The following is a 24,914-nucleotide window of genomic DNA, read 5'->3' on the forward strand; positions in this document are numbered from 1 at the left end:
GCAAGCGGGGGGAAGGGAATGCGCGGCGCCTGCCAACGGCGGCCTGTTTGAACACTTGCCTCGCCCGTTCGGCAATGGCGTTATGGCCGCGAGACCGCCCACGAGGAGCCCGACCCATGTCATCGACCGACGAGGAGAAGGCGCGGCTCGTGCTCGACATCTTCAGCCATTTCGACACCGAGCCGGGCGAGCCGCTGGCCGCCGGAAACCTGCTCTCGATCGCCGCGATGAACGGCTGGCAGACGACCGACGTGACGGAGGGCTTTCGCCATGGCGTGACGCTGGGCTGGTTCGAGGACGGGCCGAACGGGACGGTGATGCTGACGGCGAAGGGGCGGGAGAGATTTGAGCAGTCGGCGCAGGCCGCTATGGGTCGCAAGCAACCCCCTATCCCCCATAACTCTTCACCAGCGACCCCGCGACCAGCCCCCAGCCGTCGACCAGCACGAAGAAGATCAGCTTGAAGGGCAGCGACACGGTCACCGGCGGCAGCATCATCATGCCGACCGACATCAGGATCGAGGCCACGACGAGGTCGATGATCAGGAAGGGCACGAAGAGCAGGAAGCCGATCTCGAAGGCGCGGCGCAGCTCCGAGATCATGAAGGCGGGCGCCAGCACATGGATCTGCACGTTCTGCGGCGTCGCCGGCGCGGGCGCGCGCGACATCTCCATGAACAGAGCGAGGTCCTTTTCGCGGACATTCCTGAGCATGAAGGTCTTGAACGGCGCGATGCCGCGGTTATACGCCTCCTGCGGCTGGATCTGCCCGGCGATCAGCGGCTCGACGGCGGTGGTGTAGGCCTCGCGCAGGGTCGGCGCCATGACGAAGCCGGTCAGGAAGATCGCGAGGCCGATGATCACGGCGTTGGGCGGGGCGGTCTGCGTGCCCAGCGCCGAGCGAAGCAGCGACAGCACCACCACGATGCGCGTGAACGACGTCACCATGATCAGGATCGACGGCGCGAGCGAGAGCACCGTGATGACCGCGATCAGCTGCAGCGCCCGCTCGGCGATGCCGCCGCCCTGGCCGAGATCGAGCGACAGCGTCTGCGCCAGCGCGGGCGCGAACGGCAGCGCGAGCGCCGCCAGCACGAGCGCCGGCAGGCGGCGGCGACGCCAGATCGAGGTCGTTGCGATGAAGCTCACGCGCCGCCATGGGTTCGCGCCCGACTCAACCTGCCGGGCCGCCCAAGGCTAAGGCGCACACTCGCCGCGCGGCAACCGGCGCAGGCGTCGCAGCCGGCCGCGCGGGGATATTCCTGTTGACGGCTAGCCTTTCGGCTTGGGATCGCGACCCAGCAATCGCGCGAACTCGGCCTCGATCGCATCGACCGAGAACGGGTCGATCGCGGCCGGCTTCGGCTCCGGCGCGGGCGGCTGCGCTTCCGGCTTCGCGGTATCGGGCCCGGGCTCGTCTTCCGGTTCGGGTTCGGGCTGGAACGCCGGCTCGGGAGCCCGCTCGTCCTTGCCGGGCGCTTCCTCGGCCTCGGCGAACAGGCCGGCATCCGGCTCCGGCGCATCCTCCGACTCGGGCTGCGTGGCGGCTTTCGGCTCCGGCTCGGGCCTGGTTTCAGGATTGCCGTGAGGCTTGGACGCATCGGCCACGGGAGCCGGCGCGAGGAAGGCCGGCGGCGGCGCGAAGACCGGCGGCGAAGCCGGAATCGGCGGCGTGTCCGGGGCCTTGAACGAGGTCCGCTCCGGCTTCAGGCCGAGCGCGAGTTCGAGTTCGGCCTCGACATCGAGCGGCGGCGAGATCGGCTGGCCCGACGTCACGGGCGGCGCGGGCGGGCTCGGCATCGGCGCGGGCGGCTCGATCGGGGGCGGCAGCCGGATGACCGCGGGCGGCTCCCGCGGTGGCGGGACGGGTTCGGGCGCAAGCGCCGTCCCGGCCGGCTGCGACGGCCTCACGGTGGAGTGCGGCCGCTTCAGCGCCTCTTCGAGCTGGCGGGCCATGTCGTCGAGCTCGGTCGCGCTGACGGCGGGCGCCGGCGAATGATCGCGGGCGAAACTCGGCGCGGCGGGCGACGGCTTGCGCACGGCTCCACCCAAGGCGGCGGCGACGCCGGCGCCGGCCGCGGCGGACGCGACCGCGAGCCCGACATCGGGCGCTGCGCGCGGGGCGGGTTGCGGCGGGCTGGCGCGCGGCGGCAAGGGCGGCAGCGGCTCTGGCATGTTCGCGGCCGGCGGCACGGTGCGGCGCGGCTCGGGAGCGGGCTTGGGAATCGGCGCGGGCGCGGACTCGGCGCGCGACGGCTCGGCCGGGACAGGCGCTTCCGTCGCGAGCGGGCGATCGGGCAGCGCCAGGTCGGTCTGGCCCGACCCCGCGGCGCGCTGGCCGCCCCGCACGATGTTGCTTTCGACGACGACGTCGGAGAGGCCGCCGATCATGATCAGGTGCTCGACGTTGTCGCGCCGGATCAGCACGAGCTGGCGCTGCCGGTCGAGATCGTGCGTGTCGACGACGCCGAGCCGCGGCAGGCGGGCCCGGCCGCCGCCCTGCCCTTTCATCCTCAGCCGCCCGCCCTTGATCTGCCTGGCGAACAGGCCGAGCAGCGCGAGCAGCACGAGGATGATCGCGAAGGCGATGACCCATTTCGTCCCGGTCGAGAGATCGTAGCCAAACAAGGTCTGCAAGGTCTGCCTCATACGCAACGGCGACGACCCGGGGCGGCCGATGTTTCCGCCCGTGGATCAACGCCTTGGCTATAGCATAGCGCCCCTGTTTTCGGGAAACATGGTGAATGCGTGGTTAACCACAGCCTCGAAACGCCGGCTTCTTAACCGTCCGTTAACCCTGCTCCCGGCAATATTTGCCCAGTCGAGCGCGTCGCGGTCCGGATTTCGACCGGACAATGGCCGCGCGCAAATGGGGCAAGGGGCCATGGCCGACAACGCTTTGGGCACGGAAGGCAACCTGATGCAGGCGCTGAAGACGCGCATGCGCTGGAATCAGGCGCGCCAGAAGGTGCTGGCCGAGAACGTCGCCAATGCCGACAGCCCGAAATTCCGGCCCTCCGACCTGAAGGCGCCAGATATCCGCCGCGGCGGCGCGGGCGCCACCGTCGCGATGGCGCGGACCAGCCCCTCGCACATGGGCTCGAGCGGCCAGCGCGCCGGCTTCGACCCGACGGGCGCGCGCCGCTTCGAGGTCACACCGAGCGGAAATGCGGTCAATCTCGAGGACGAGATGATGAAAGTCTCCCAGAACCAGGGCGACTTCCAGCTCGCCGCCTCGCTTTACAGCAAGGGCCTCGGCCTGATGCGGATCGCCATCGGCAAGGGCCGCTAGAATCGGGCCGCTGAGCACTGGCCTGGAAAGGAAAGCGCGTCATGGATCTGCTCAAGAGCATCGCGGTGGCGGCATCGGGCCTGCGCAGCCAGTCCGGCCGCATGCGCATCATCGCCGAGAACCTCGCCAACGCCGATTCCGGGCCGGAGCGGGCCGGCGGCGACCCCTATCGCCGCAAGATCCCGACCTTCCAGCGTCATGTCGACCGTGAGCTGGAGGCGCAGGTGGTCAGCCTCGGTCGCGTCCAGCGCGACCAGAGCGCCTTCCGCAGCAAATACGACCCCGGCAATCCGGCCGCGGACGCGGCCGGCAATGTGCAGATGCCGAACGTCAATTCGCTGATCGAGGCGACCGACATGCGCGAGGCCCAGCGCAGCTACGAGGCCAATCTCAACGTCATCTCGTCCACGCGCCGCATGGTCCAGCGCACCATCGACATCCTGCGCGCCTGACGCTCCCGGAGGGACAAGAACGCCATGGCCATGCCCAGCTTCGCCGCCGCCGGCGCCTATGCCTCGATCCAGGGCATGGGCGCGGGCAACCTGATGAAAAAGCCGCTCTCGGCCGGCATGGGCGCGGGCGGGGCCGACTTCTCGGCGCTGATCGGCAAGGCGCTGGAAGCGACCGCCGACGCCGGCAAGAAGGCCGACGCGCAGACCGCCAATGTCGCCGCCGGCCGGGCCGATGTCGTCGACGTGGTCACCGCCGTCGCCGAGAGCGAGGCTGCGATCGAGACGCTGGTCGCCGTGCGCGACCGTGTCATCGCGGCCTATGAGGAAATCATGCGGATGCAGATCTGAGCCTGAACGTCTCGACCTCGCCTGCCCAGCCTTCATCATCCTGTCGGACACGCCATCATGACCTCCGGAGCCATCCTCGACGTCGCCCGCGACGGCATTGTCGTCTTCCTAAAGGCGGGCGGGCCGTTGATGGTCGTGGCGCTGCTCGTCGGCCTCGTCGTCTCGCTGATCCAGGCCCTGACGCAGATCCAGGAGCAGACGCTGGTCTATGTCCCCAAGATCCTCGCCACCTTCGCGGCCATGATGCTGTTTCTGCCGTTCATGGGCGACGCGCTTGCGGGTTATATGGGACGGATCGCCGTCCGAATCGCCACGGGCGAATGATCCCCGCGCAGCGGCCCGCCCTCTGTATGGGCCGCGCGCGCCCGAGCCACGAATGGCGAGAAGGCCCGCGCGGTCCGATGCAGATGCAGATCCCGTTGCTGCCGGAGATCAGCACCGTCTTCGTGCTCGTCTTCGCGCGCATCGGGACTCTGGTGATGCTGATGCCGGGCATCGGCGAGCGCTTCATCATGTCGCGCGCCCGGCTCGCGCTGGCGTTCTTCATCGCGCTGATGATCGCGCCGATGGCCCGCCCGCTGATCACGATACCGACCGAAACCGCCGGCCTCGTCACGCTGCTGATCAGCGAGATCCTGATCGGGCTCACGATCGGCATCAGCGTGCGCATGCTGATGGCGGCCTTGCAGACGGCCGGCGTTATCGTCGCCCAGACCCTGGGGCTCGGATTCGCCATGACCGTCGACCCGACCGGCAGCCTGCAGAACCCCTCGATCGGCAACCTCCTGACCATGCTCGGCATCACGCTGGTCCTGACCTCCGATCTGCACCACATCGCGATCGCGGCGATGCATGAGAGCTACCGGGTGCTGCCGCCGGGCGGTCTGCCGGCCTTGGGCGATGTCGTCCAGCTCGCGATCCGGGCCGTGACGCAAGGGTTCTCGCTTTCGGTGCAGATCTCCGCGCCCTTCATCGTCTTCGGCCTGCTTTTCAATGTCGGTGTCGGCTTGCTGGCGCGGATGATGCCGCAGCTGCAGGTCTTCTTCCTCGCCATACCGGCCTCGATCCTCGGCGGCATGCTGGTGCTGCTCGCCGTCATCGGCGTGATGATGAGCGTCTTCATCGACGATCTCGGCGGCTTCCTGCGCCAGCTGACGGGAAACTGAGGCGGCGATGTCCGAGGAGGCCGACAACGAGGACAGGACAGAGGAGCCGACGCCGCGAAAGCTGGAGCAGGCGATCGAGAAGGGCGACGTCGCCAGGTCGCAGGAGATCGGCACCTTCTTCGTGCTCTGCGGCTTCGCGCTGGCGCTGCTGGTCGCGGCCGGATGGTCGACCCGCGAGGCGGCGCTTTCGCTGCGCTCCTTCCTGATGAACGCCCATCAGGTCCCCGCCGACGCCGCCGGCTTCGCGGTGGTGACGCAGAAAGGGGTCATGACCGGCTTCATGACGCTCGGCCTGCCCTTCGCCTTCATCATTCTCGCCGGGCTCGCCGGAGCGCTGATCCAGCACAAGCCGCTCTGGACCTTCGAGCCGATGATGCCGAAGTTCGATCGCATCTCGCCGATGGCCGGCGCCAAGCGGCTCTTCGGCAAGGAGGCCTGGGTCAACTTCGCGAAAGGCCTGGCCAAGACCGCGCTCGTCGGCATCGTGCTCTGGATCACGCTGTGGAACGAGCAGGCCCGGCTCGAGAGCTTCGCCCAGATGAGCGTCCAGGCGCTGTTGCCGGCGACGCTGGCGCTGACGATCAAGCTGATGGCGAGCGCGCTCGCGCTCTTCGCCATCGTCGCGATCGGCGATTTCGGCTGGCAGCGCTACTCCTGGTACCAGCGCCAGAAGATGACCAAGCAGGAGCTGAAGGACGAGTACAAGAACTCGGAAGGCAATCCCGAGATCAAGGCCAAGCTGCGCCAGCTCCGCGCGCAGCGCGTGCGGAAGCGCATGATGGCGCAGGTGCCCAAGGCGACGGTGATCGTCACCAACCCGACCCACTTCGCGGTCGCGCTGCAATACGAGCCCGGCATGGCCGCGCCGCTCTGCCTCGCCAAGGGCGTCGACGCCATGGCGCTGAAGATCCGGGAAGTCGCCGGCGAGCACCGCGTCCCGATCGTCGAGAACGTGCCGCTGGCCCGCGCGCTCTATGCCAGCGTCGAGATCGACGACGAGATTCCTGTCGAACACTACAAGGCCGTGGCCGAAGTGATCGGATACGTCTTGCGCCTGAAGGGCCGCCGCGCCTAACTCGCATGTTGGATATCGCGTCGGCTGGCGGCCCAGGGCCGCCGCTAGACGGCATGGGAACGGACCAGACCGCAATGAGCGGAGCCACGACGACCACCGCGATCGATCGCTCCGAGAAGCCCGGCCATGTCGGGATCATCGTGGGGGTGTCGGCAGTTCTCGTCGGCGCCGCGATCGCGCTCGGCTTCATCGCCAATGAATGGGCGCAGCCGCTGATCCTCGGCCTGCTCGCGCTGCTCTCGGTGATCGGCGTCTTCGGGCTCTTCGCCTTCGCGATCGGGCTGATCCGGTTCTCCGGCCGCGCCGCCCGCAACGATCTGACCAAGGCGATCGTCGATACCGCCGAGGACGGCATCGTCGTCACCGAGGGCGAGAACCGCATCGTCTACGCCAACGAGGCTTATCTGACGCTGTCGGGAGCGCGCGGCGCGAGCGATGTCCGCCCGGTCGAGCGTCTCTTCACCGGGCGCGCCGAGGTGTCGGAAGCGATCTACCGGCTCGCCACGGCCTCGCGCGAGCAGCGCCGCCTGGTCGAGGAAATCCGGCTCGAGCCGGCGCTCGGCGGTCGCGGCGGCGTCGGCTGGTACCGGGTCCGGGTGTCCGGGCTTCGCCGCGACGGACGGCCGGCGCTGCTCTGGAGCGTCGCCGACGTGACGCCCGAGCGCGAGCGCCAGGAGAACGCCTTCCAGGAACTCCAGCACGCGATCGACTATCTCGACCACGCCCCGGCCGGGTTTCTCTCGATCGACGCCGACGGCGAGGTCTCCTATCTCAACGCGACGCTGTCGGGCTGGCTCGATTTCGACCTCGCCCGCTTCGGCTCGGGCGGCCTCAACCTCGACGACATCGCCACGCCCAACGCGGCCGCTCTCGTCCAGGCCATTCGCGGCCAGCCCGGCGATGTCCGCATCGAGGTGCTCGACGTCGATCTGAAGCGCCGCAACGGCCAGTCCTTCCCCGTGCGCCTGCACCATCAGGTCGCCTTCGGCAGCGATGGCCGCGCCGGCCCGTCGCGCACGCTCGTGCTGAACCGCACGACCGGCGAGGCCGGTTCCGACAGCCGCAGCGACGCCGAGGTCCGCTTCGCGCGCTTCTTCCATTCGACGCCGATGGCGATCGCGACAGTCGACAAGGCCGGCGCGATCCTGCGCTCCAACGCCGCCTTCACGCGCCTCACCCAGGACGCGGCGCAGCCCGCCACGATCCAGGAGCTGGTCCTGCCCGGCGGGGGCACGCTCGAGCGTGCGCTTGCGACCGCGATGGAAAGCGGTGCGGACACCGCCCCGCTCGACCTCACGCTCGCCGGAGAGGACGGCCGCTCGGCCAGGCTCTACATCGCGCCCGTCGCGGCCGGCGAGGACGGCGACGGCGAACGCGCCATCATCTACGCGCTGGAGACGACCGACGAGCGCAAGCTCAAGGACAATATGGACCAGGCCGGAAAGATGCAGGCCGTCGGCCAGCTCGCCGGCGGCATCGCGCACGACTTCAACAACGTGCTGCAGGTCATCATCAACGCCTCGGAATTCCTGCTCGCCAGCCACCGGCCGACCGACCCGTCCTTCCCCGACATCATGCAGATCAAGCAGAACGCCTACCGCGCCGCCGCGCTGGTCAGGCAACTGCTGGCCTTCTCGCGCCGGCAGACGCTGCGCCCGCAGGTGCTGGAACTCGGCGACGTTCTCTCCGATCTCTCGCTGATGCTGAAGCGCGTCGTCGCCGACAAGGTGACGCTCGATGTCCGGCAGGGCCGCGACCTCTGGCCGGTCAAGGCCGATCTCGGCCAGCTCGAACAGGTCGTCGTCAACCTCGCCGTCAACGCCCGCGACGCCATGCCGAACGGCGGCAAGCTCTCGGTCCGCACGCAGAACGTCGAGGCGGCGGACAGCGGGAGCTTCGGCCAGCAGGCCCTGCCGCCTGACGACTACGTGCTGCTGGAGATCGCCGACAGCGGCACCGGCATCGCGCCCGAGCATCTGCACAAGATCTTCGAGCCCTTCTTCACCACCAAGGAGGTCGGCAAGGGCACGGGCCTCGGCCTCTCTATGGTCTACGGCATCGTCAAGCAGACCGGCGGCTTCGTCTTCTGCGAATCCGTCGTCGGCCAAGGCACGAAGTTCCTGATCTTCCTGCCGCGTTACGTGCCGACCGAGGAGGATGTCGCCGCCGAGCGCGCCGCGAAGGAAGCGCCGAGGAAGCTCGCGGCGGATCATACCGGCGCGGGCGTCATCCTGCTGGTCGAGGACGAGGACGCGGTGCGCGCGCTCAACGCCCGCATGCTTGTCTCGCGCGGCTATACGGTCCACGAGGCGGCGTCGGGCGTCGAGGCTCTCGACATCTTCCTGCGGCATGACGGCCGGATCGACCTCGTCGTCTCCGACGTCGTGATGCCCGAGATGGACGGCCCGACGCTGCTCGGCGAGTTGCGCCAGCGCAACCCCGCGACCAAGGTCGTCTTCGTCTCCGGCTATGCGGAAGAAGCCTTCCGCAAGAACCTGCCCGAAGGCGAGGAATTCCACTTCCTGCCCAAGCCTTTCACGATGAAGCAGCTTATGGAGACGGTGAAGGCGGCGATGGGGTGAGCGCTTTGGTCTATTCGACGGCGACGGGCCTGCGCGCCAGCACGCGCAGACCGCTGACGGGTGCATCCATCACATAGCGCAGCTCGTAGGCTCCTGCCCGCTCCGGCGCCTCCAGCACCGCCTCGACATTCTCGGCCGGGAAGAAGGCCGGCCCGGCCGCCTCCGGCGGCGCATCCGCCGGCGCCAGCACGACGCGGTCCTGCGCGCCGTTGGGGCCGATGCCGCGCGCCGGGAAGCTGGCGCCGCGCCTGACACGGTCGGGCGCCGAAACCGTCGCGCTCGGTTCGGTCGCCGTCAGCGGTTGGCGGAACAGAATCCCCGGCGCGTCGCTGGGTCCCGCGGCGAGCCGCAACTCGTAGCTGCCGGCGGCGCCCGGAACGGAGAGCAGCGCCTGCCCCACCCCGGGTTCGACCACGACGATCGCCGATGTGGCGGGATCGTCCGGCCTGGCGATGGCGATGCGCGCGCCCGCCGGCACGCGCAACACGGACACGCTCAGCACGGAACCCGCCATCACGCTGCGCGAAGCCGAGAGCGACGGACCCGCCCGCGGCGCCGGACGCGGCTGGGCCAAGGCTCCCGTCGCGATCAGCAGCGCGCAGGCGAGAGCGGCCTGGACCGGCCGCGCCGGTCTGGCCATGACGGCTCAGCCCATCGCCGCGGCGACGGCTTCCAGGGCCGCCTCGGCCTTCGCCCCGTCCGGTCCGCCGGCCTGCGCCATGTCGCGCCGGCCGCCGCCGCCCTTGCCGCCGAGTTGCTCGGAGGCAGCGCGGACCAGCGCCACCGCGTCGAAACGCTCGGTCATGTCCTGCGTGACGCCGACGACGACGCCGGCCTTGCCGTCCTCGGTGACGCCGACGATGGCGGCCACGCCGGAGCCGATGCGCGACTTGGCCTCGTCGACGAGGCTCTTCAGGTCCTTCACCCCGACGCCGGTGACCGCGCGCGCCAGGAGCTTCACGCCGGCGATCTCGCGGATCGGATCCTGCGCCGCCCCGCCGCCGCCCATGGCGAGCTTCTTGCGGGCCTCGGTCAATTCGCGGTCGAGCTTGCGGCGCTCCTCGATCAGGGCCGCGAGCCGCGCTTCGGCCTCGCCCGCCGACACCTTCAGCAGACCGGCGAGTCCGCTCAGCCGGCGCGCATCCTCGTTCAACTGCCGCCGCGCGACCGCCCCGGTCATCGCCTCGAGCCGGCGCACGCCGGCCGCGACCGCGCTCTCGCCGACCACGCTGATGAGGCCGATATCGCCGGTGCGGCTCGCATGCGTGCCGCCGCAGAGCTCGATCGAGAAGGCCTTGCCGTCCTCGTCGCGCGTGCCCATCGCCACGACGCGGACCTCGTCGCCGTATTTCTCGCCGAAGAGCGCGCGCGCGCCGGACGCGATCGCGTCGTCGACGCTCATCAGCCGCGTCGTCACCGGCTCGTTGCGCAGCACGATCGCATTCGCGATGTCCTCGACGCGGGCCAGCTCCTCGTCCGAGATCGGCTTGGGATGCGAGAAATCGAAGCGCAGACGCTCGGGCGAGACCAGCGAGCCCTTCTGCGCGACATGGTCGCCGAGCACGAGGCGCAGCGCCTCGTGCAGCAGATGCGTCGCGGAATGATTGGCGCGGATCGCCGACCGGCGGGCATGGTCGACCATGAGCTCGACCGGCTGGCCGCATTTGAGCGCGCCTTCCTTGACCGTGACCGCATGGGCGAAGACGTCGCCGAGCTTTTTCTGCGCGTCGCCGACCTCGGCCAGCGCGCCCGCGGCCTTGATCACGCCGGTATCGCCGATCTGGCCGCCGGACTCGCCGTAGAACGGCGTCTGGTTGACGACAATGAGCCCGCGCTCGCCCGCGTTCAGGGTTTCGACCTCGGCATTGTCGCGGATCAGCGCCGTGATCACGCCCTCGGCGGTCTCGGCGTCGTAGCCGAGAAACTCGCTCGCACCGACCTTGTCGCGCAGCGGGAACCAGAGCTTTTCGGTCGCCGCCTCGCCGATTCCGGACCAGGCCGCGCGCGCCTTGGCCTTCTGCTGCTGCATCGCCGCGTCGAAGCCGGCGACGTCGACCGCGACGCCGCGCGCCCGCAGCGCATCCTGCGTCAGGTCGAGCGGAAAGCCATAGGTGTCGTAGAGCGTGAAGGCGACGTCGCCCCCGAGACTTTGGCCCGAGGTCAGATCGCGCGAGGCATCGTCGAGCAGCGAGAGCCCGCGCGCCAGCGTGGTGCGGAAGCGCGTCTCCTCCAGCCTCAGCGTCTCGGAGATCAGCGCCTCGGCCCGCGGCAACTCCGGATAGGCCTGGCCCATCTCGCGCGTCAGCACCGGCACGAGCCGGTGCAGCAGCGGGTCCTTGGCGCCGAGCAACTGCGCATGGCGCATGCCGCGCCGCATGATCCGGCGCAGCACATAGCCGCGGCCTTCGTTCGAGGGCAGCACGCCGTCGGCGATCAGGAAGGCGGAACAGCGCAGATGGTCGGCGATGACCCGGTGGCTCGCCTTCATCGGCCCGTCCGACGCGACCGAGGTCAGCTCGGCGATGGCGCGGATCAGCGCGGCGAAGAGGTCGATCTGGTAATTGTCATGCGTGCCCTGCAGCACGGCCGCGATCCGCTCCAGGCCCATGCCGGTGTCGATCGAGGGGCGCGGCAGATCGGTGCGCACGCCGCCCGCAGCCTCTTCATACTGCATGAAGACGAGGTTCCAGATCTCGATGAAGCGGTCGCCGTCCTCGTCGGGCGAACCCGGAGGGCCGCCGGGGATGTGATCGCCATGATCGTAGAAGATCTCCGAGCAGGGGCCGCAGGGGCCGGTTTCGCCCATCCGCCAGAAATTGTCGGAGGTCGCGATGCGGATGATCTTGCTGTCGGACAGGCCCGCGATCTTCTTCCAGAGGCCGTGCGCCTCGTCGTCCTCGGAATAGACCGTGACCGTCAGCTTCTCCTTGGGCAGGCCGAATTCGCGCGTGACCAGCGTCCAGGCATGCTCGATCGCCCGCTCCTTGAAATAGTCGCCGAAGGAGAAATTCCCCAGCATCTCGAAGAAGGTGTGGTGGCGCGCGGTGTAGCCGACATTGTCGAGGTCGTTGTGCTTGCCGCCGGCGCGCACGCATTTCTGCGCCGTCGTCGCGCGGACGTAAGGGCGCTTCTCCTGGCCGGTGAAGACGTTCTTGAACTGGACCATGCCCGAATTGGCGAACATCAGCGTCGGATCGTTGCGCGGCACGAGCGGGCTCGACGGCACGACCTCGTGGCCGGCGCCCTTGAAATAGTCGAGGAAGGTGGACCTGATCTGGTTGACGCCGCTCATCGTGATGTCGAACTCTGCTTCTCGGATGGGGGGCCGGGAAGCCCGGCGACATCAGGGTTTCTAGTCAGGCGGCATGGTCCTGTCGAGAGAGCCCTTGCAGACGCGCCGTCGCCAAAGCCTTGACCCCAAACGACAACGGGCGGCTCGATGAGCCGCCCGCCGGACACCTCCCCGCAAGAGAGGCCGCTCAGGCCTCGCCCTCGTCCATGTCGTCCTCGGTCGGCGTCGCCTCGTCGAGGATGCGCTCGGCGACGAGGCCGGAATTCTGCCGGATCGTCGCCTCGATGCGCGCCGCTATCTCCGGATTGGCCTTGAGGAAGGCTTTTGCGTTCTCGCGGCCCTGGCCGAGACGCTGGCTGTCGAAGGAGAACCAGGCGCCCGACTTCTCGACCATGCCGGCCTTGACGCCGAGATCGACCAGTTCGCCGACCTTCGAGATGCCCTCGCCGAACATGATGTCGAACTCGACCTGCTTGAAGGGCGGCGCGACCTTGTTCTTGACGACCTTGACGCGGACCTGGTTGCCGGTCGCCTCCTCGCGGTCCTTCAGCGTCGAGATGCGGCGGATGTCGAGCCGGACCGAGGCGTAGAACTTCAGGGCGTTGCCGCCGGTCGTGGTCTCCGGCGAGCCGTACATCACGCCGATCTTCATCCGGATCTGGTTGATGAAGATGACCATGCAGTTCGAGCGCGAGATCGAGGCCGTCAGCTTGCGCAGCGCCTGGCTCATCAGGCGCGCCTGCAGGCCGGGCTGGACATCGCCCATCTCGCCCTCGATCTCGGCGCGCGGCGTCAGCGCCGCGACCGAATCGACCACCAGCACGTCGATCGCGCCGGAACGCACCAGCGTGTCCGTGATCTCCAGCGCCTGCTCGCCGGTATCGGGCTGCGAGATCAGGAGATCGTCGAGGTTGACGCCGAGCTTGCGGGCATAGACCGGATCGAGCGCGTGCTCGGCATCGACGAAGGCGCAGACGCCGCCCTTCTTCTGGGCCTCGGCGATGGTATGCAGCGCCAAAGTCGTCTTGCCCGAGGATTCGGGACCGTAGATCTCGACGACGCGACCCTTGGGCAGGCCGCCGACGCCGAGCGCGATGTCGAGCCCGAGCGAGCCGGTCGAAATCGTCTCGATCTCGATCGCCTGCTGGTTCTTGCCGAGCCGCATGATCGAGCCCTTGCCGAAGGCGCGTTCGATCTGCGAGAGCGCCGCGTCGAGCGCCTTGGCCTTGTCCATCGAGGAGCCTTCCACGAGCTTGAGATTCGGCTGATTCACGGGTCGCGCTCCTTATGGCAGGGGCGCGGTGACATCTCAAATCCGCGCCGACGTCAGGAATATGGACACGGTTTGTTCCTGTCGGCAAGTTCTTTTTCCGTTCTCAATGTCAGGATTTGTCAGGAAGCCTTCCAGCGCCGGCGGCCGATAGCCGGATCGCTTCAGGTTTCGTGGTCGGGGTGCTGACGCGACCGGTAGCGGACGAGATCCTCGGCTGGCACGTCATCCTCGGTGCGGGTGCCCGACAGCCGACAGAGGTCGTCGAACCAGGGCATGCGGCTTTCCGTGCCGTAGGCCTGCGTGGGCGGCATCGCCGCGGGCTCGTCGAGGCTTCCGGCGCTCACCGATATCCGGCCCGAGCCGCGATATCCAAAGGTCAGCGGCGTGCCGCATGCCCTGCAGAAGCCGCGCTCCGCGGCCTCGGAGGAAGCGAAACGGCCCGGCTCCCCTTTCGTCCAGACGATGTCGTCGAGGGCCACGCTCGCGAAGGCGCCGAAATAGTTGCCGACGGCCTTCTGGCACATCCGGCAGAAGCAGATCGACACCTTCGAGGGTGCATGATTGAGCCGGTAACGCACGGCGCCGCACTGGCAGCCGCCGGTCACGGGTTCTGTTTCGGCCATCGCATGGCTCCCGCGAAAAAGCCCGGCCAGAGTGGCCGGGCTTGGCGTTGTCCGCAACCGATGCCTCGTCTCAGGCGGCCATCGCCTTGCGCATGTTCTCGCTGACCTTCTCCAGGAAACCCGTCGTCGAGAGGAAGCCCTGGTCGGGGCCGACGAGGAGCGCGAGGTCTTTCGTCATGGAGCCGGCCTCGACCGTGTCGACGGTGACCTTCTCGAGCAGGCTCGCGAATTTCGCCAGTTCGTCGTTGCCGTCGAGCTTGGCGCGATGGCTCAAGCCCCGCGTCCAGGCGAAGATCGAGGCGATCGAGTTGGTCGAGGTCTCCTTCCCCTTCTGGTGCTCGCGATAGTGGCGCGTCACCGTCCCGTGCGCGGCCTCGGCCTCGACGGTCTTGCCGTCGGGCGTCATCAGAACCGAGGTCATCAGGCCGAGCGAGCCGAACCCTTGAGCCACCGTGTCGGACTGAACGTCGCCGTCGTAGTTCTTGCAGGCCCAGACATAGCCGCCCGACCACTTCATCGCCGAGGCGACCATGTCGTCGATCAGGCGGTGCTCGTAGGTGATGCCGAGCTTGTCGAACTCGGCCTTGAACTCGGCCTGGTAGATCTCCTCGAAGATGTCCTTGAAGCGCCCGTCATAGGTCTTGAGGATGGTGTTCTTGGTCGAGAGATAAACCGGATATTTGCGGATCAGGCCGTAGTTCAGCGAAGCGCGGGCGAAGTCCCGGATCGAATCGTCGAGATTGTACATCGCCATGGCGACGCCGGATTCCGGGGCTTTGAAGACCTCCTTCTCGATGACCGCGCCGTCCTCGCCGACGAACTTGATCGAGAGCGTGCCCTTGCCGGGGAAGCGGAAGTCGGTGGCGCGGTACTGGTCGCCATAGGCGTGGCGGCCGATCACGATCGGCTGGGTCCAGCCGGGAACGAGGCGCGGGACGTTCCTGCAGATGATCGGCTCGCGGAAGATCACGCCGCCGAGGATGTTGCGGATCGTGCCGTTCGGCGACTTCCACATCGACTTGAGGTTGAACTCCTTCACGCGGCCCTCGTCGGGCGTGATCGTGGCGCATTTCACCGCGACGCCGTGCTTCTTGGTGGCGTTGGCGGCGTCGATCGTGACCTGGTCGTCGGTGGCGTCGCGGTTCTCGACGGAGAGATCGAAATAGTCGAGTTCGAGATCCAGATAGGGGAAGATCAGCGTGTCCTTGATCTTCTGCCAGATGATGCGGGTCATCTCGTCGCCGTCCATGTCGACGACCGGATTGGCGACCTTGATCTTGCTCATGTGAAACGACCCCTGCTTCTGGCCAGACTGGAACGATTTCGACCTGCGGCAAGCACGTCGCAGGCGGTTCGCCGCTTCCTAGCGGGTTAGGCGCGCCGGGGGAAGCGCGGCTTTTGGGCAAGGCCGAGGCGTTGTGCCCGAGGCAGGAGCCGCCGGCTTCGTCGCGCTTTACAGTGGGCAGGCCCGGCCTGATCTTCAGCTTATGACGAAGCCCTCCCCCAGATTCGCACTCGTCACCGGCGGTACGCGCGGCATCGGCGCGGGAGCCGCGCTCGCGCTCGCGCAGGCCGGCTATCAGGTTCTCGCCACCGGCCTGACGGCGGACGAGGTCGCGGCCGCCCCGCGCCATGCCGAGATCCGTCATGCCCGGCTCGACGTCACCAGCGACGCGCAGGTCGCGAGCCTGATCGCCGGCTGCCCGCGCATCGACGCGCTGGTCAACTGCGCCGGCATGATCCAGCGCAACGGGAGGGAGTTCGAGATCGACTCCTTCCGGCTGACGATCGAGGTCAACCTGTCGGGCACGATGCGGATGTGCCTCGCGGCCAAGGACAGGCTCGCCGCGAAGGCCGATGGCCAGACCGGCGGCGGGATCGTCAACATCGCCTCGATGCTGACCTTCCACGGCTCGGCCTACGCGCCCGGCTACGCCGCCTCGAAAGGCGCGATCGGCCAGCTCACCAAGTCGCTGGCCGCCGCCTGGGCCGGCGACGGCATCCGCGTCAACGCCGTCGCGCCGGGCTGGATCGCGACCGAACTGACGCGGCCGCTGGTCGAGGACGCCGCCCGCGCGGCGCCGATCCTGGCGCGCACGCCGATGAACCGCTGGGGCGAGCCGGCCGATGTCGGCGGCGCCATCGCCTTCCTGCTCTCGGACGCGGCCGCCTTCGTCACCGGCGCGATCCTGCCGGTCGACGGCGGCTATCTGGCGGTGTGAACCGATCGGAGAAAGCGATTCCGGAACAGGGCCTTGGCGCAGCATGGTGAATCGGTTCGGCAAGGCGTTGAATCAGAAGATCAGAGCGCGAGGAACGCCATGAACAAGGTCAGTCCCATCCCGGTCTCCGCAAGCGACGCCGAGCGCTGGACGCCCTATCGCCATCCGCAGCCGAAGGATTCTCCGCCCGAGTTGATCGTCCACGACGTGATCCCGCGGGACGAGCGCGTCTGGGTGCCGGTCGACGACAATGTCTGGTTCCGGCCGCTCTGCCTCAGCGTGACGCGCGGCTACTGGATGAATCTCCTGCGCGTGCGCCGCGCCGGCGTGCTCTCGCGCCACCGCCATCCCCAGCCGGTGCATGGCTATGTGCTGAAAGGGACATGGCGCTACCTCGAGCACGACTGGGTCGCGACGGAAGGCTCCTATGTCTACGAGGCGCCGGGCGAGACCCATACGCTGGTGGTCGACCCGGACGTCGAGGAGATGATCACCATGTTCCAGGTCAACGGCGCGATGATCTATGTCGATCCGGACGGCGAATGCCTCGGCTACGACGATGTCTTCACCCGGCTCGACAAATGCCGCGCGCATTACGCGGCGAACGGGCTCGGCGCCGATTTCGCCGACCAGTTCATCCGCTGACCGGCGCATCGATGCGAGGAGCCCATCCGGCGCGATATCCGTGCGCGCTGCCGAGCCGCCGCGCGGTTCTGGCCGCGATCGCGCTCGTCGGATTTGCTTCGGCGGCCGTAGCGCGGGACTCCCGCGACCGCCTCGGCATCCCCGGCCCGCTGAACTTCGACGGCGCGAGCCACGCCCTCGCCGACCTACATCGAGCAGGAATACCTCCCCACCGGGCAGGCGGCCGGCGGCCATACCAGCATGCCGCTGGTCGAGGTCGCCGATGGCGGGACCACGGTCGCGAGGCCGCGCTCGGCGCGCGGATCCGGGTGCTGAACGCGCGCGAGGGCAGCGACCCTCTGGTCAATTTCAGCGCGATCCGCAACCGGCGGAGCGGCGAGGCCATCCTCGATTTCATCCTCGGCGGCAAGAGCGCAGGGCGCGGCGATCGCCGAATGGAACGCCTGTCGCTATGCCCCGCGCAAGGGAGCGGGCGGGCGTGACGGCGTGATGCTGTTCGCGATCAGCCGCCGCGCCCATGGCGACGCCGGGATCAGGACGTGTCTCGGAGGGTTGAAGAGCGAGCGGCCAGGTCCGGTCAACCTGCTGGCGCAGCAGCCCCTGCCCGTCGCGCGGCGCTAGCGGCCGAGCTTCGCCAGCTCCACCGCCGCGCGCAGTTCGATATGCGCCAGCACCTCGTCGAGGCGCGGATCGTCCGTGGTCTCGCGCCTTGACGCCATCATGACCTTCAGACGCTCCAGTTCGGCGATCTGGACGCGGCCCGACAACAGCGCGGCCTTGAGCCGGTCGAGCCCGTCGAGCAGGTCGTGGCCGCGTCTGGCCTGCCGCTTCCTGCGCTCGGCCGGGTCTTCCTGCGCCTGCACGGCGAGCAGCGTGTCGAGCGGGGTGGAAGACTGTAGCGATGCCGTGCGCGCCGGGGCGGCCTGGTCCTTCTTCGGCAGCTCGAAGGCGGCGCCCGTGCGCTTCGCCTGACTGGCCGGCGCCGCGCCGGCGATCGGGGCGCGCGGGTCGATACGGATCATGGCGCGCTCCTTCCATCCTGCGAAATGCGACGACCCACGCTTGGGCCGCCATGGTTAACAGCCGGTAAACCACCCGGCAGAAACTGCCGGGCCGGCAGCTTCGGCAGGGTTTTCGTGGCTTTCGCAAACCTGCACGCCAAACCCAAACGATTGGAAAATATAGGTTTTCAATTGCGAGCGATCTGGCACGCGGCTCGCAGGGCGGATGGCGGAACGATTGTCCTCCAGCGGTTCAGCCCATGCCCCGTCCGCCTGCCCTTTCCCTCCTGACGACACGGCTGCCGCGCCTGCTGGCGCTCGGCCTTGCGCTTTGCCTGGCTTTCGCCGCCGGCCCGGCGCAGGCGCTGTCGCGGATCAAGGATCTCGCGGCGGTCGAGGGCGTGCGCGCCAACCAGATCCTCGGCTACGGCATCGTCGTCGGCCTCAACGGCACCGGCGACACGCTGAACAACGCACCCTTCACCAAGCAGTCGCTGCAGGCGATGCTGGAGCGGCTCGGCGTCAACACCCGCGGCGCCAACATGCGCACCGCCAACGTCGCCGCCGTGATGGTGACGGCCAACCTGCCGCCCTTCGCCACGCAGGGCACGCGACTCGACGTCACGGTCTCCGCGCTGGGCGACGCCAAGTCGCTGCAGGGCGGCACACTCCTGGCGACGCCGCTGCTCGGCGCCGATGGCGAGGTCTACGCCGTCTCGCAAGGGCCGGTCGCCATCGCCGGCTTCTCGGCCGAGGGCGAGGCCTCCAAGATCACGCGCGGCGTCCCGACCGTCGGTCGCATCGCCAATGGCGGCCTGGTCGAGCGCGAGATCGATTTCGCCCTGAACAAGCTGAAGACGCTCCGCCTCTCGCTGCGCAATCCCGACCTGACCACGGCGCGCCGCATGGCCGCCGCGATCAACGACTTCCTCGGCGGCGACGCGGCCGAGCCGACCGACCCCTCGACCGTCGTGCTGCAGATCCCGGCCCGCTTCCAGGGCAACATGATCCGGATGCTCACCGACATCGAGCAGCTCAAGATCGAGCCCGACCAGCTCGCCCGCATCGTCATCGACGAGCGCTCCGGCATCATCGTCATGGGCAAGGATGTCCGCGTCTCCACCGTCGCGGTGGCGCAGGGCAACCTCACCGTGACGATCACCGAGCAGCCGCAGGTCAGCCAGCCCGCCCCGCTCTCGCGCGGCCAGACGGTCGTGACGCCGCGCTCCAACGTCAAGGTCGACACCGAGGGCGGCAACAAGCTCGCCCTCGTCCGCGAGAGCGTGACGCTGGCCGAGCTCGTCGACGGGCTGAACGCGCTCGGCATCGGCCCGCGCGACCTGATCTCCATTCTCCAGGCCATCAAGGCGTCAGGCGCCCTGCAGGCCGAAATCGAGGTGATGTGATGACTGCCGCCCTTGCCCTCCCCGCCGCCAAGCTCGCGATCAGCGCGGCCGAAAGCGTTCTCGGCGGCGTCAAGAACGCCCTGCTCGACCCCGCCAAGGCCAAGGCGAAGAAACAGGCCGACGATTTCGAGACGGTCTTCCTCGAGCAGGTGACCGAGCGCCTGTTCGCGACGCCCGAAGGCACGGAAGGCCCGCTCGGCGAGAACGGCGCCGGCGGCGGCATCTTCAAGTCGCAGCTCACCCAGCAATACGCCAAGCAGATCCAGAAGGCGGGCGGCATCGGCCTGTCGGACCAGATCTTCCGCGACCTGATCAAGGTCCAGGAGCAGTCGACGCCGCGGGCCGCGATCGCCGGAGCGCAGAATGTCCGCGGTTAGACGCGTCCTCGACGAACGCCCCCGCATCGCCGGGCCGCTCGACGCCAAGGCCTTGATCGAGGCGGTGATCGAGGCGCTCGGCGCCTTGTCGCATGTCGTCGGCGAGGAGACCGGCCTGCTGCGCGCCGGCAAGCTCAGGGAAGCGATGGAGCGCGAGCCGCGCAAGACCGAACTCGCCGGCGTCTACATGCGCGGCGTCGAGCAGGTGAAGCTCAACGCGGTGGCGCTGGCGCGCTTCGCGCCGGAGCAGGTCCGCCGCCTCAAGACCGAGCATGACGCCTTCCAGGCGCTGATCGAGACCAACCAGATGGTGCTGGCGACCGCGCGCGCCGTCTCGGAATCGATCGTCCGCGATCTCGCCGCCGAGGCCAACAAGGCGATGTGCGCTCCGGGTTATGGTCCGACGGCGACGGTCGGCGCGGGCGCCTTCGCGCGTCCCAATGCGGGGCCGCTGGTGATCTCGCGCAACCTGTGAGGGGTGCTTCCGGGCATCCGTCGATGTTTACCTAATTCCCTTACGTAAGATTCAAGATTCCCTGTCATCGTGGCCTGATCGGATGGGCGGTGTCCATCCGGACCACACGCGATGAGGCGGCCGGACGCCGCCGACCCACGCTCCAGAAGGAGTGAGACATGGATCTTGGAAACGCACCGAGGCTCGCGCCCGCCAGCGCCGCCGGCCTCGTCCCCCGCTCCGACGTCGTCGCCGCGACCGGCGGCGTCCCGGTCGATCTGGCGCCCGAGAAGACCGTCCAGTCGGCGCAGGCCGGCGAGGCGGTCAAGCTCGACATCCGCAAGCAATCCTCGCAGGACCGCGATGAGCCGTCCGCCGAACGCAGCGGCGAGCGGCGCGAGAGCGATCTCCAGCGGGCTCAGTCGGCAAGGGCCGAGGATCTCAAGAACACCGATCTCTCGGACATCATCGAACGCCGTCTGGTGATCGAGCCGACGACCCGCACCGTCGTTCTGCAGAAGAAGAACGTCGAGACCGGCGAAACGGTCGAGACGCTTCCCGACGAGGTCACGCTCAAGCTGCGGCTCTACTCGCGCGAGATGACGGAGCGCGCCAGGCTCGCGGAGGACGCCACCGCGCGCTATATCGAACGCACCGCCTGATCAGCGCGTCCGCGCCACTATACGACGCATGTGAAAGCCGTCCGCCAATGCGGGCGGCTTTGGTTTTGCGGCGTCGGCATCGTTCCGCGCCGGGTTCAGGCGGCGTTAACCACGTCACGGCTCGGTCACGTGCCCGCACAATCCGCCGGCAAAAATTTACCGCTTGTTACGGGCTCGCCGGTCAGGGTCCGTGGGTCGGAGCCAGAAGGGCCCGACGCCAGAAGGCATCAAACCAGAAGGTTTCACTCACATGACCGTTACCTCGCTCTCCGCTGGCGTCCGCGCCGCGCTTTCTTCGCTTTCTTCCACGACCGCGACGTCCCAGCAGGGCCAGCTCCGTCTCGCCACCGGCAAGAAGGTCAACTCCGCCGTCGACAACGCCGTCAATTTCTTCACCGCCGCCGGCCTGAACGATCGCGCCAGCCAGCTCACCGGCCTGCTCGACGGCATCTCCAACGGCATCCAGACCATCCAGGCCGCCTCGCAGGGCATCGACTCGACCGTCAAGCTGGTCGAATCGCTGCAGTCGACCATCAAGCAGGCCCAGGCCGACGCCGCCGCCAACCGTCCTGCCAAGGTCGGCACGGTTGACGTCCTCGCCGACGCCTCTGAAGTCACGGCGACCGGCAAGAGCCGCAAGGACATCGCGCTCGACAAGCGCATCGGCGATGCCAGCACGGCTTCCCGCGCGACGGCGTCCGACGTCGGCAACCTGATCGACACGACCACCAACGTCGCGGTCGCCCTCACCGTTTCGGCTGGCGCGACGAGCTACACCGTCGATCTCGCCTCCACCGCCACTGTTCGCGACCTCGTCAATACGATCAACTCGTCGGGCGTGGCTACGGCTTCGGTCGACGATCAGGGCCGCCTGAACGTCACCGGCAACGGTTCGGACACGGTCAAGATCGGTCTCGCCGCCGACACGACTGCGTCAGCCGCCCGCGCCGCCTCCCTCACCGGCACCAACGCCAACGCGGTGCTGGGTTTCGCGACGGCCGACGCCACGACGGGCATCGCGGCCTCCGGCGGCAACTCGACCGTCCGCTCGAACCTGATCAAGCAGTTCAACGACCTGCGCACTCAGATCGACCAGCTGGCCGGGGACGCTGGCTTCAACGGCAAGAACCTGCTCAAGGGCGACAAGCTCTCGATCACGTTCAACGAGAAGACCGGCTCGCAGCAGAGCAAGCTCGACGTGCAGGGCTCCGTCCTGAACGCCGCCAACCTCGGCATCAACACGGCCGTCAGCGGCACCGCGACCACCGGCGAATTCAACATCCAGAGCGACACGGCGCTTGCCGGCGCCGCGGATGCCCTGACCAACGCCCTGTCCTCGCTGCGTTCGACCTCGTCCTCGCTGGGTTCGAGCCTCTCGGTCGTCCAGGCCCGTCAGGACTTCACCAAGAACCTGGTGAACACCCTGACCCAGGGCGCGGACAACCTGGTCCTGGCCGACACCAACGAGGAAGGCGCCAAGCTGCTTGCCCTGCAGACCCGCCAGCAGCTGTCGCAGACGGCTCTGACGCTCTCCAGCCAGGCCGATCAGGCTGTCCTGCGTCTGTTCTGATCCTTCGTCCGCAGAAGCGGGCTGCCCACAGGATGTGGGCCGAAGACAAGGAAAGCGGCGGCGCGCAAGCGCCGCCGCTTTTCGTCGGAGCCGGATGACGCCAGGCGAGATCGCTACGCGATCGCGCCTGATACCCGGATTCGTCTCTCACTCGAGAGTCAGGGCATGATGCCGAAAACCGCTTCACACTTTTCGGCATCATGCTCCGAGCGGCTTCCGAAGCGATTAACCAATTTTTAGCCTTAACAAATGATGATCGGTCCAGATCAAACCGGGCTTGCGCCGAATCGCGCTTTCAGGGGACCGAGAGATGGCCAATACGATTCTTACCGCCGGCGTCAGGCAGAACCTGCTCTCGCTGCAGCAGACGACGGCCGAGCAGGGCGTCATCCAGAACCGCCTCGCCACCGGAAAGCGCGTCAATTCGGCGATCGACAACCCGGTCAACTTCTTCACCTCGCTTGGCCTGAACGACCGCGCCGGCGAGCTGAAGGGGCTGCTCGACGGCATCTCCAACGGCATCCAGACGATCACGGCGGCATCGCAAGGCATCGACTCGATCACCAAGCTGGTCCAGTCGCTGCAATCGACCGTCAAGCAGGCGCAGGCCGACAATGCCGCCAACCGCCCCAACAAGGTCGGCACGGCCGACGTGCTCGCCAAAGCCGCGGAGGTCACGGCGACCGGCGGAAAGAGCCGCAAGGACATTGCGCTCGACAAGCGTGTCAGCAACGCCGGCGCTCCAGCAGACGCGACGTCCTCCTCATCGGGTCATCTGATCAATGCGACGACAACGCCCGCCACCGCTTTGACGGTGTCGGCCGGCGCGACCACTTACACGGTCGATCTCTCCGCGACGGCGACGGTCCGCGACGTCGTCAACGCGATCAACGCATCGGGCATCGCAACCGCGACCGTCGATGATCAGGGCCGCCTCAATGTCACCGGCAATGGCTCGGCGACGCTTCGTGTCGGCATCGGCGCCGGCGCGGATGCGACGGCAGCCCGCGCCAACGCCTCCAGCGGCACCAACCAGAACGTCGCCTTCGGCCTGGCCGTCGCCGACGGCGACAGCGCCGGCGCAGGCATCGTCTCGGCCGGCGGCAATTCGACCGTTCGCTCCAATCTGATCAAGCAGTTCAACGACCTCCGTTCGCAGATCGATCTGCTGGCCAAGGACGCCGGCTTCAACGGCAAGAACCTGCTCAACGGCGACAAGCTCTCGATCATCTTCAACGAGAAGACCGGCACCAACCAGTCCAAGCTCGACATCCAGGGCGAGACCTTGACCGCCGCCAATCTCGGCGTGTTGACCGCCGCCGGCTCCGGTGCCGTCACCGGCGAATTCAACATCCAGGACGACGTCTCGCTCAACTCGGTCGCGGATGCTCTGACGAGCTCGCTGACCTCGCTGCGCTCGATCGCTTCGACGCTCGGCTCCAACCTCTCGGTCGTGCAGACCCGCCAGGATTTCACCAAGAACCTGGTCAACACGCTGACCAACGGCGCCGACAACCTGGTGCTGGCGGATTCAAACGAGGAAGGCGCCAAGCTGCTCGCCCTCAACACCCGCCAGCAGCTCTCGCAGACCGCCCTCTCCCTCGCCTCGCAGGCCGACCAGGGCGTGCTTCGTCTCTTCGGCTGATACCGCCGGCGAGGCCCCTCCCTCCAGCCAGAAGGCTAAGACCGTCATGGCTCTCAAGGTCGAGCTCAAGCCGCGCGAACGCATCATCATCGGCCAGGTGGTGATCCGCAACGACGAGCAGCGCACGCGCTTCTTCATCGAGGGCGACGCCCCGATCCTGCGCGAGAAGGACATCCTCACCGCGGCGACCGCCGACAGCCCGGCCAGGAAGATCTATCTCGCGATCCAGCTGATGTATCTCGCCCAGGATCCGACCTACGAGCACCAGCTCTATTTCGACCTCGTCCGCGACTTCGTCCAGGCCGCGCCGAGCGCGCTCGAGCACATCCACGAGATCAATAACCGCATCTTAAGCAACGACCTGTACAAGGCTTTGAAGGCAGCCAAGAAGCTCATCGCCTACGAAGCGGAACTCATCGAGAATGCAAAACGGGTTTAGCGCTTACGTTGCCGCCGCCAAGTCAGCCCAGTCGACCGTTTCCCCCCGCGACCTCGAAGCCTCGCTTCTGATCAAGGCGGCGATGCGGCTCCAGGCCATCGCCGACGACTGGACGGGCCGCCTCCGCGAGCTCGACGAGGCGCTGGGCTACAACCGCAAGCTCTGGACGCTGCTGGTCTCGGCCGTGATCGCGGAGGACAATCCCCTCCCCGTCGACATCAAGCGCAACATCCTCGGCCTCGCCAACTTCATCTTCAACCAGACCTTCCGGATAGCGGCCGCGCCCGCGCCCGAGGCGCTGGGCTCCCTGATCCAGATCAACCGCGACATCGCCGCCGGCCTGCGCGGCCGCTGAGGCCGGCACGAGACGCAAACGACCAGGGGCGTCGC

The 24,914-nt window shown here is 68.0% G+C and carries 28 protein-coding genes; 20 read left to right on the forward strand and 8 right to left on the reverse strand.

Translation table 11 applies throughout. The features are described from left to right. Nucleotides 1-116 precede the first annotated feature (116 nt). On the forward strand, nt 117-464 hold the full coding sequence (locus tag AC1RRW_RS19965) for a hypothetical protein (protein ID WP_492903127.1): 348 nt from the start codon (nt 117-119) through the stop codon (nt 462-464). On the opposite strand, the gene fliP is transcribed toward AC1RRW_RS19965, so the two are convergent. Both fliP and AC1RRW_RS19975 read right to left on the reverse strand, forming a co-directional pair. Next, nucleotides 388-1,149, reverse strand: a complete 762-nt coding sequence (gene fliP / locus AC1RRW_RS19970) for a flagellar type III secretion system pore protein FliP (RefSeq protein WP_492903129.1) — start codon at nt 1,147-1,149, stop codon at nt 388-390. The two genes, AC1RRW_RS19965 and fliP, sit on opposite strands and share 77 nt — an antisense overlap. A 123-nt stretch (nt 1,150-1,272) precedes the next feature. Next, a complete protein-coding gene (locus AC1RRW_RS19975; RefSeq protein WP_492903131.1) occupies nt 1,273-2,637 on the reverse strand; it encodes a hypothetical protein in 1,365 nt (454 codons plus the stop codon). Between the two features lie 40 nt (nt 2,638-2,677). Between AC1RRW_RS19975 and flgB the strand changes: the two genes are divergently transcribed. From flgB to cckA, 7 genes are all read left to right on the forward strand, one after another. Further along, nucleotides 2,678-3,292: a flagellar basal body rod protein FlgB gene (flgB, locus tag AC1RRW_RS19980; RefSeq protein ID WP_492903132.1), complete on the forward strand. Its 615-nt coding sequence runs from the start codon at nt 2,678-2,680 to the stop codon at nt 3,290-3,292. Nucleotides 3,293-3,333: 41 nt separating this feature from the next. Further along, the gene (gene flgC, locus AC1RRW_RS19985; RefSeq protein ID WP_492903134.1) at nt 3,334-3,744 is read left to right on the forward strand and encodes a flagellar basal body rod protein FlgC; all 411 of its coding nucleotides are present in this window, start codon (nt 3,334-3,336) and stop codon (nt 3,742-3,744) included. Nucleotides 3,745-3,768: 24 nt separating this feature from the next. Then, complete coding sequence (fliE, locus tag AC1RRW_RS19990; RefSeq protein WP_492903136.1) at nt 3,769-4,092, forward strand: flagellar hook-basal body complex protein FliE; 324 nt, start codon at nt 3,769-3,771, stop codon at nt 4,090-4,092. 57 nt (nt 4,093-4,149) lie between these two features. Continuing rightward, nucleotides 4,150-4,416: a flagellar biosynthesis protein FliQ gene (gene fliQ / locus AC1RRW_RS19995; protein WP_492903138.1), complete on the forward strand. Its 267-nt coding sequence runs from the start codon at nt 4,150-4,152 to the stop codon at nt 4,414-4,416. Nucleotides 4,417-4,493: 77 nt separating this feature from the next. Then, nucleotides 4,494-5,258, forward strand: coding sequence for a flagellar biosynthetic protein FliR (gene fliR / locus AC1RRW_RS20000; RefSeq protein ID WP_492903140.1), 765 nt, complete (start codon nt 4,494-4,496; stop codon nt 5,256-5,258). A 7-nt stretch (nt 5,259-5,265) separates the two neighbouring features. Beyond that, on the forward strand, nt 5,266-6,333 hold the full coding sequence (flhB, locus tag AC1RRW_RS20005; RefSeq protein WP_492903141.1) for a flagellar biosynthesis protein FlhB: 1,068 nt from the start codon (nt 5,266-5,268) through the stop codon (nt 6,331-6,333). Nucleotides 6,334-6,407: 74 nt separating this feature from the next. Next, nucleotides 6,408-8,915 carry a cell cycle histidine kinase CckA gene (gene cckA, locus AC1RRW_RS20010; RefSeq protein ID WP_492903143.1) on the forward strand — a complete coding sequence of 836 codons (2,508 nt, stop codon included), beginning with the start codon at nt 6,408-6,410 and terminating at the stop codon, nt 8,913-8,915. 10 nt (nt 8,916-8,925) lie between these two features. Here cckA and AC1RRW_RS20015 read toward each other — a convergent pair whose 3' ends face one another. The 5 genes from AC1RRW_RS20015 to AC1RRW_RS20035 all read right to left on the reverse strand — a co-directional run bounded on the left by AC1RRW_RS20015 (nt 8,926) and on the right by AC1RRW_RS20035 (nt 15,388). Beyond that, the gene (locus AC1RRW_RS20015) at nt 8,926-9,555 is read right to left on the reverse strand and encodes a hypothetical protein (protein WP_492903145.1); all 630 of its coding nucleotides are present in this window, start codon (nt 9,553-9,555) and stop codon (nt 8,926-8,928) included. Nucleotides 9,556-9,561: 6 nt separating this feature from the next. Further along, nucleotides 9,562-12,207 (reverse strand): alanine--tRNA ligase, encoded by a 2,646-nt coding sequence (gene alaS, locus AC1RRW_RS20020; RefSeq protein WP_492903147.1) that lies wholly within the window; start codon nt 12,205-12,207, stop codon nt 9,562-9,564. Between the two features lie 187 nt (nt 12,208-12,394). Beyond that, on the reverse strand, nt 12,395-13,480 hold the full coding sequence (recA, locus tag AC1RRW_RS20025; RefSeq protein ID WP_492903149.1) for a recombinase RecA: 1,086 nt from the start codon (nt 13,478-13,480) through the stop codon (nt 12,395-12,397). Between the two features lie 161 nt (nt 13,481-13,641). Continuing rightward, nucleotides 13,642-14,103: a GFA family protein gene (locus tag AC1RRW_RS20030; protein WP_492903151.1), complete on the reverse strand. Its 462-nt coding sequence runs from the start codon at nt 14,101-14,103 to the stop codon at nt 13,642-13,644. Nucleotides 14,104-14,173: 70 nt separating this feature from the next. Beyond that, nucleotides 14,174-15,388: an NADP-dependent isocitrate dehydrogenase gene (locus tag AC1RRW_RS20035; protein WP_492903153.1), complete on the reverse strand. Its 1,215-nt coding sequence runs from the start codon at nt 15,386-15,388 to the stop codon at nt 14,174-14,176. Between the two features lie 202 nt (nt 15,389-15,590). On the opposite strand from AC1RRW_RS20035, the gene AC1RRW_RS20040 reads away from it, so the two are divergent. From AC1RRW_RS20040 to AC1RRW_RS20055, 4 genes are all read left to right on the forward strand, one after another. Further along, a complete protein-coding gene (locus AC1RRW_RS20040) occupies nt 15,591-16,325 on the forward strand; it encodes an SDR family NAD(P)-dependent oxidoreductase (protein WP_492903155.1) in 735 nt (244 codons plus the stop codon). Nucleotides 16,326-16,424: 99 nt separating this feature from the next. Further along, nucleotides 16,425-16,970 carry a 2,4'-dihydroxyacetophenone dioxygenase family protein gene (locus AC1RRW_RS20045; protein WP_492903157.1) on the forward strand — a complete coding sequence of 182 codons (546 nt, stop codon included), beginning with the start codon at nt 16,425-16,427 and terminating at the stop codon, nt 16,968-16,970. Between the two features lie 11 nt (nt 16,971-16,981). Then, nucleotides 16,982-17,452 (forward strand): hypothetical protein, encoded by a 471-nt coding sequence (locus AC1RRW_RS20050; protein WP_492903159.1) that lies wholly within the window; start codon nt 16,982-16,984, stop codon nt 17,450-17,452. 7 nt (nt 17,453-17,459) lie between these two features. Then, a complete protein-coding gene (locus tag AC1RRW_RS20055) occupies nt 17,460-17,591 on the forward strand; it encodes a hypothetical protein (protein ID WP_492903161.1) in 132 nt (43 codons plus the stop codon). Here the strand turns inward: AC1RRW_RS20055 and AC1RRW_RS20060 are convergent. Next, nucleotides 17,588-17,992, reverse strand: coding sequence for a flagellar assembly protein FliX (locus AC1RRW_RS20060; RefSeq protein ID WP_492903163.1), 405 nt, complete (start codon nt 17,990-17,992; stop codon nt 17,588-17,590). The genes AC1RRW_RS20055 and AC1RRW_RS20060 overlap by 4 nt on opposite strands. Nucleotides 17,993-18,231: 239 nt before the next feature. Between AC1RRW_RS20060 and AC1RRW_RS20065 the strand changes: the two genes are divergently transcribed. The 8 genes from AC1RRW_RS20065 to flaF all read left to right on the forward strand — a co-directional run bounded on the left by AC1RRW_RS20065 (nt 18,232) and on the right by flaF (nt 24,879). Next, on the forward strand, nt 18,232-19,377 hold the full coding sequence (locus tag AC1RRW_RS20065) for a flagellar basal body P-ring protein FlgI (RefSeq protein ID WP_492903164.1): 1,146 nt from the start codon (nt 18,232-18,234) through the stop codon (nt 19,375-19,377). Beyond that, nucleotides 19,377-19,754 carry a rod-binding protein gene (locus tag AC1RRW_RS20070; RefSeq protein ID WP_492903166.1) on the forward strand — a complete coding sequence of 126 codons (378 nt, stop codon included), beginning with the start codon at nt 19,377-19,379 and terminating at the stop codon, nt 19,752-19,754. The genes AC1RRW_RS20065 and AC1RRW_RS20070 overlap by 1 nt, the downstream gene beginning before the upstream one ends. After that, complete coding sequence (locus AC1RRW_RS20075; protein WP_492903167.1) at nt 19,741-20,229, forward strand: hypothetical protein; 489 nt, start codon at nt 19,741-19,743, stop codon at nt 20,227-20,229. Before AC1RRW_RS20070 ends, AC1RRW_RS20075 begins: the two co-directional genes overlap by 14 nt. A 158-nt stretch (nt 20,230-20,387) precedes the next feature. After that, nucleotides 20,388-20,870, forward strand: coding sequence for a hypothetical protein (locus AC1RRW_RS20080; protein WP_492903169.1), 483 nt, complete (start codon nt 20,388-20,390; stop codon nt 20,868-20,870). A gap of 250 nt (nt 20,871-21,120) precedes the next feature. Beyond that, entirely contained in the window at nt 21,121-22,440 is a 1,320-nt protein-coding gene (locus AC1RRW_RS20085; RefSeq protein ID WP_492903171.1) for a flagellin N-terminal helical domain-containing protein, read from the forward strand. A gap of 310 nt (nt 22,441-22,750) precedes the next feature. Next, nucleotides 22,751-24,085, forward strand: coding sequence for a flagellin N-terminal helical domain-containing protein (locus AC1RRW_RS20090; RefSeq protein ID WP_492903173.1), 1,335 nt, complete (start codon nt 22,751-22,753; stop codon nt 24,083-24,085). A gap of 46 nt (nt 24,086-24,131) precedes the next feature. Further along, complete coding sequence (gene flbT, locus AC1RRW_RS20095; RefSeq protein ID WP_492903175.1) at nt 24,132-24,524, forward strand: flagellar biosynthesis repressor FlbT; 393 nt, start codon at nt 24,132-24,134, stop codon at nt 24,522-24,524. After that, nucleotides 24,508-24,879 (forward strand): flagellar biosynthesis regulator FlaF, encoded by a 372-nt coding sequence (gene flaF, locus AC1RRW_RS20100; protein WP_492903177.1) that lies wholly within the window; start codon nt 24,508-24,510, stop codon nt 24,877-24,879. The genes flbT and flaF overlap by 17 nt, the downstream gene beginning before the upstream one ends. The last annotated feature ends 35 nt before the right edge of the window (nt 24,880-24,914 follow it).

The sequence above is a fragment of the Allobosea sp. GW821-FHT12C12 genome (assembly GCF_058807355.1).

Excerpts from the sequence above, each read along its gene's own strand:
- AC1RRW_RS20035 (WP_492903153.1), bottom strand. The coding sequence starts at position 15,388 with ATGAGCAAGATCAAGGTCGCCAATCCGGTCGTCGACATGGACGGCGAC.
- AC1RRW_RS20085 (WP_492903171.1), top strand. The coding sequence starts at position 21,121 with ATGACCGTTACCTCGCTCTCCGCTGGCGTCCGCGCCGCGCTTTCTTCG.
- AC1RRW_RS20050 (WP_492903159.1), top strand. The coding sequence starts at position 16,982 with ATGCGAGGAGCCCATCCGGCGCGATATCCGTGCGCGCTGCCGAGCCGC.
- flaF (WP_492903177.1), top strand. The coding sequence starts at position 24,508 with ATGCAAAACGGGTTTAGCGCTTACGTTGCCGCCGCCAAGTCAGCCCAG.
- flgB (WP_492903132.1), top strand. The coding sequence starts at position 2,678 with ATGTTTCCGCCCGTGGATCAACGCCTTGGCTATAGCATAGCGCCCCTG.
- fliE (WP_492903136.1), top strand. The coding sequence starts at position 3,769 with ATGGCCATGCCCAGCTTCGCCGCCGCCGGCGCCTATGCCTCGATCCAG.
- AC1RRW_RS20090 (WP_492903173.1), top strand. The coding sequence starts at position 22,751 with ATGGCCAATACGATTCTTACCGCCGGCGTCAGGCAGAACCTGCTCTCG.
- flgC (WP_492903134.1), top strand. The coding sequence starts at position 3,334 with ATGGATCTGCTCAAGAGCATCGCGGTGGCGGCATCGGGCCTGCGCAGC.
- AC1RRW_RS20055 (WP_492903161.1), top strand. The coding sequence starts at position 17,460 with ATGCTGTTCGCGATCAGCCGCCGCGCCCATGGCGACGCCGGGATCAGG.
- AC1RRW_RS20075 (WP_492903167.1), top strand. The coding sequence starts at position 19,741 with ATGTCCGCGGTTAGACGCGTCCTCGACGAACGCCCCCGCATCGCCGGG.
- cckA (WP_492903143.1), top strand. The coding sequence starts at position 6,408 with ATGAGCGGAGCCACGACGACCACCGCGATCGATCGCTCCGAGAAGCCC.
- AC1RRW_RS20070 (WP_492903166.1), top strand. The coding sequence starts at position 19,377 with ATGACTGCCGCCCTTGCCCTCCCCGCCGCCAAGCTCGCGATCAGCGCG.
- flhB (WP_492903141.1), top strand. The coding sequence starts at position 5,266 with ATGTCCGAGGAGGCCGACAACGAGGACAGGACAGAGGAGCCGACGCCG.
- AC1RRW_RS20060 (WP_492903163.1), bottom strand. The coding sequence starts at position 17,992 with ATGATCCGTATCGACCCGCGCGCCCCGATCGCCGGCGCGGCGCCGGCC.
- fliR (WP_492903140.1), top strand. The coding sequence starts at position 4,494 with ATGCAGATGCAGATCCCGTTGCTGCCGGAGATCAGCACCGTCTTCGTG.
- fliQ (WP_492903138.1), top strand. The coding sequence starts at position 4,150 with ATGACCTCCGGAGCCATCCTCGACGTCGCCCGCGACGGCATTGTCGTC.
- AC1RRW_RS20065 (WP_492903164.1), top strand. The coding sequence starts at position 18,232 with ATGCCCCGTCCGCCTGCCCTTTCCCTCCTGACGACACGGCTGCCGCGC.
- flbT (WP_492903175.1), top strand. The coding sequence starts at position 24,132 with ATGGCTCTCAAGGTCGAGCTCAAGCCGCGCGAACGCATCATCATCGGC.
- alaS (WP_492903147.1), bottom strand. The coding sequence starts at position 12,207 with ATGAGCGGCGTCAACCAGATCAGGTCCACCTTCCTCGACTATTTCAAG.
- AC1RRW_RS20080 (WP_492903169.1), top strand. The coding sequence starts at position 20,388 with ATGGATCTTGGAAACGCACCGAGGCTCGCGCCCGCCAGCGCCGCCGGC.
- AC1RRW_RS20045 (WP_492903157.1), top strand. The coding sequence starts at position 16,425 with ATGAACAAGGTCAGTCCCATCCCGGTCTCCGCAAGCGACGCCGAGCGC.
- AC1RRW_RS20015 (WP_492903145.1), bottom strand. The coding sequence starts at position 9,555 with ATGGCCAGACCGGCGCGGCCGGTCCAGGCCGCTCTCGCCTGCGCGCTG.
- AC1RRW_RS20030 (WP_492903151.1), bottom strand. The coding sequence starts at position 14,103 with ATGGCCGAAACAGAACCCGTGACCGGCGGCTGCCAGTGCGGCGCCGTG.
- AC1RRW_RS20040 (WP_492903155.1), top strand. The coding sequence starts at position 15,591 with ATGACGAAGCCCTCCCCCAGATTCGCACTCGTCACCGGCGGTACGCGC.
- AC1RRW_RS19965 (WP_492903127.1), top strand. The coding sequence starts at position 117 with ATGTCATCGACCGACGAGGAGAAGGCGCGGCTCGTGCTCGACATCTTC.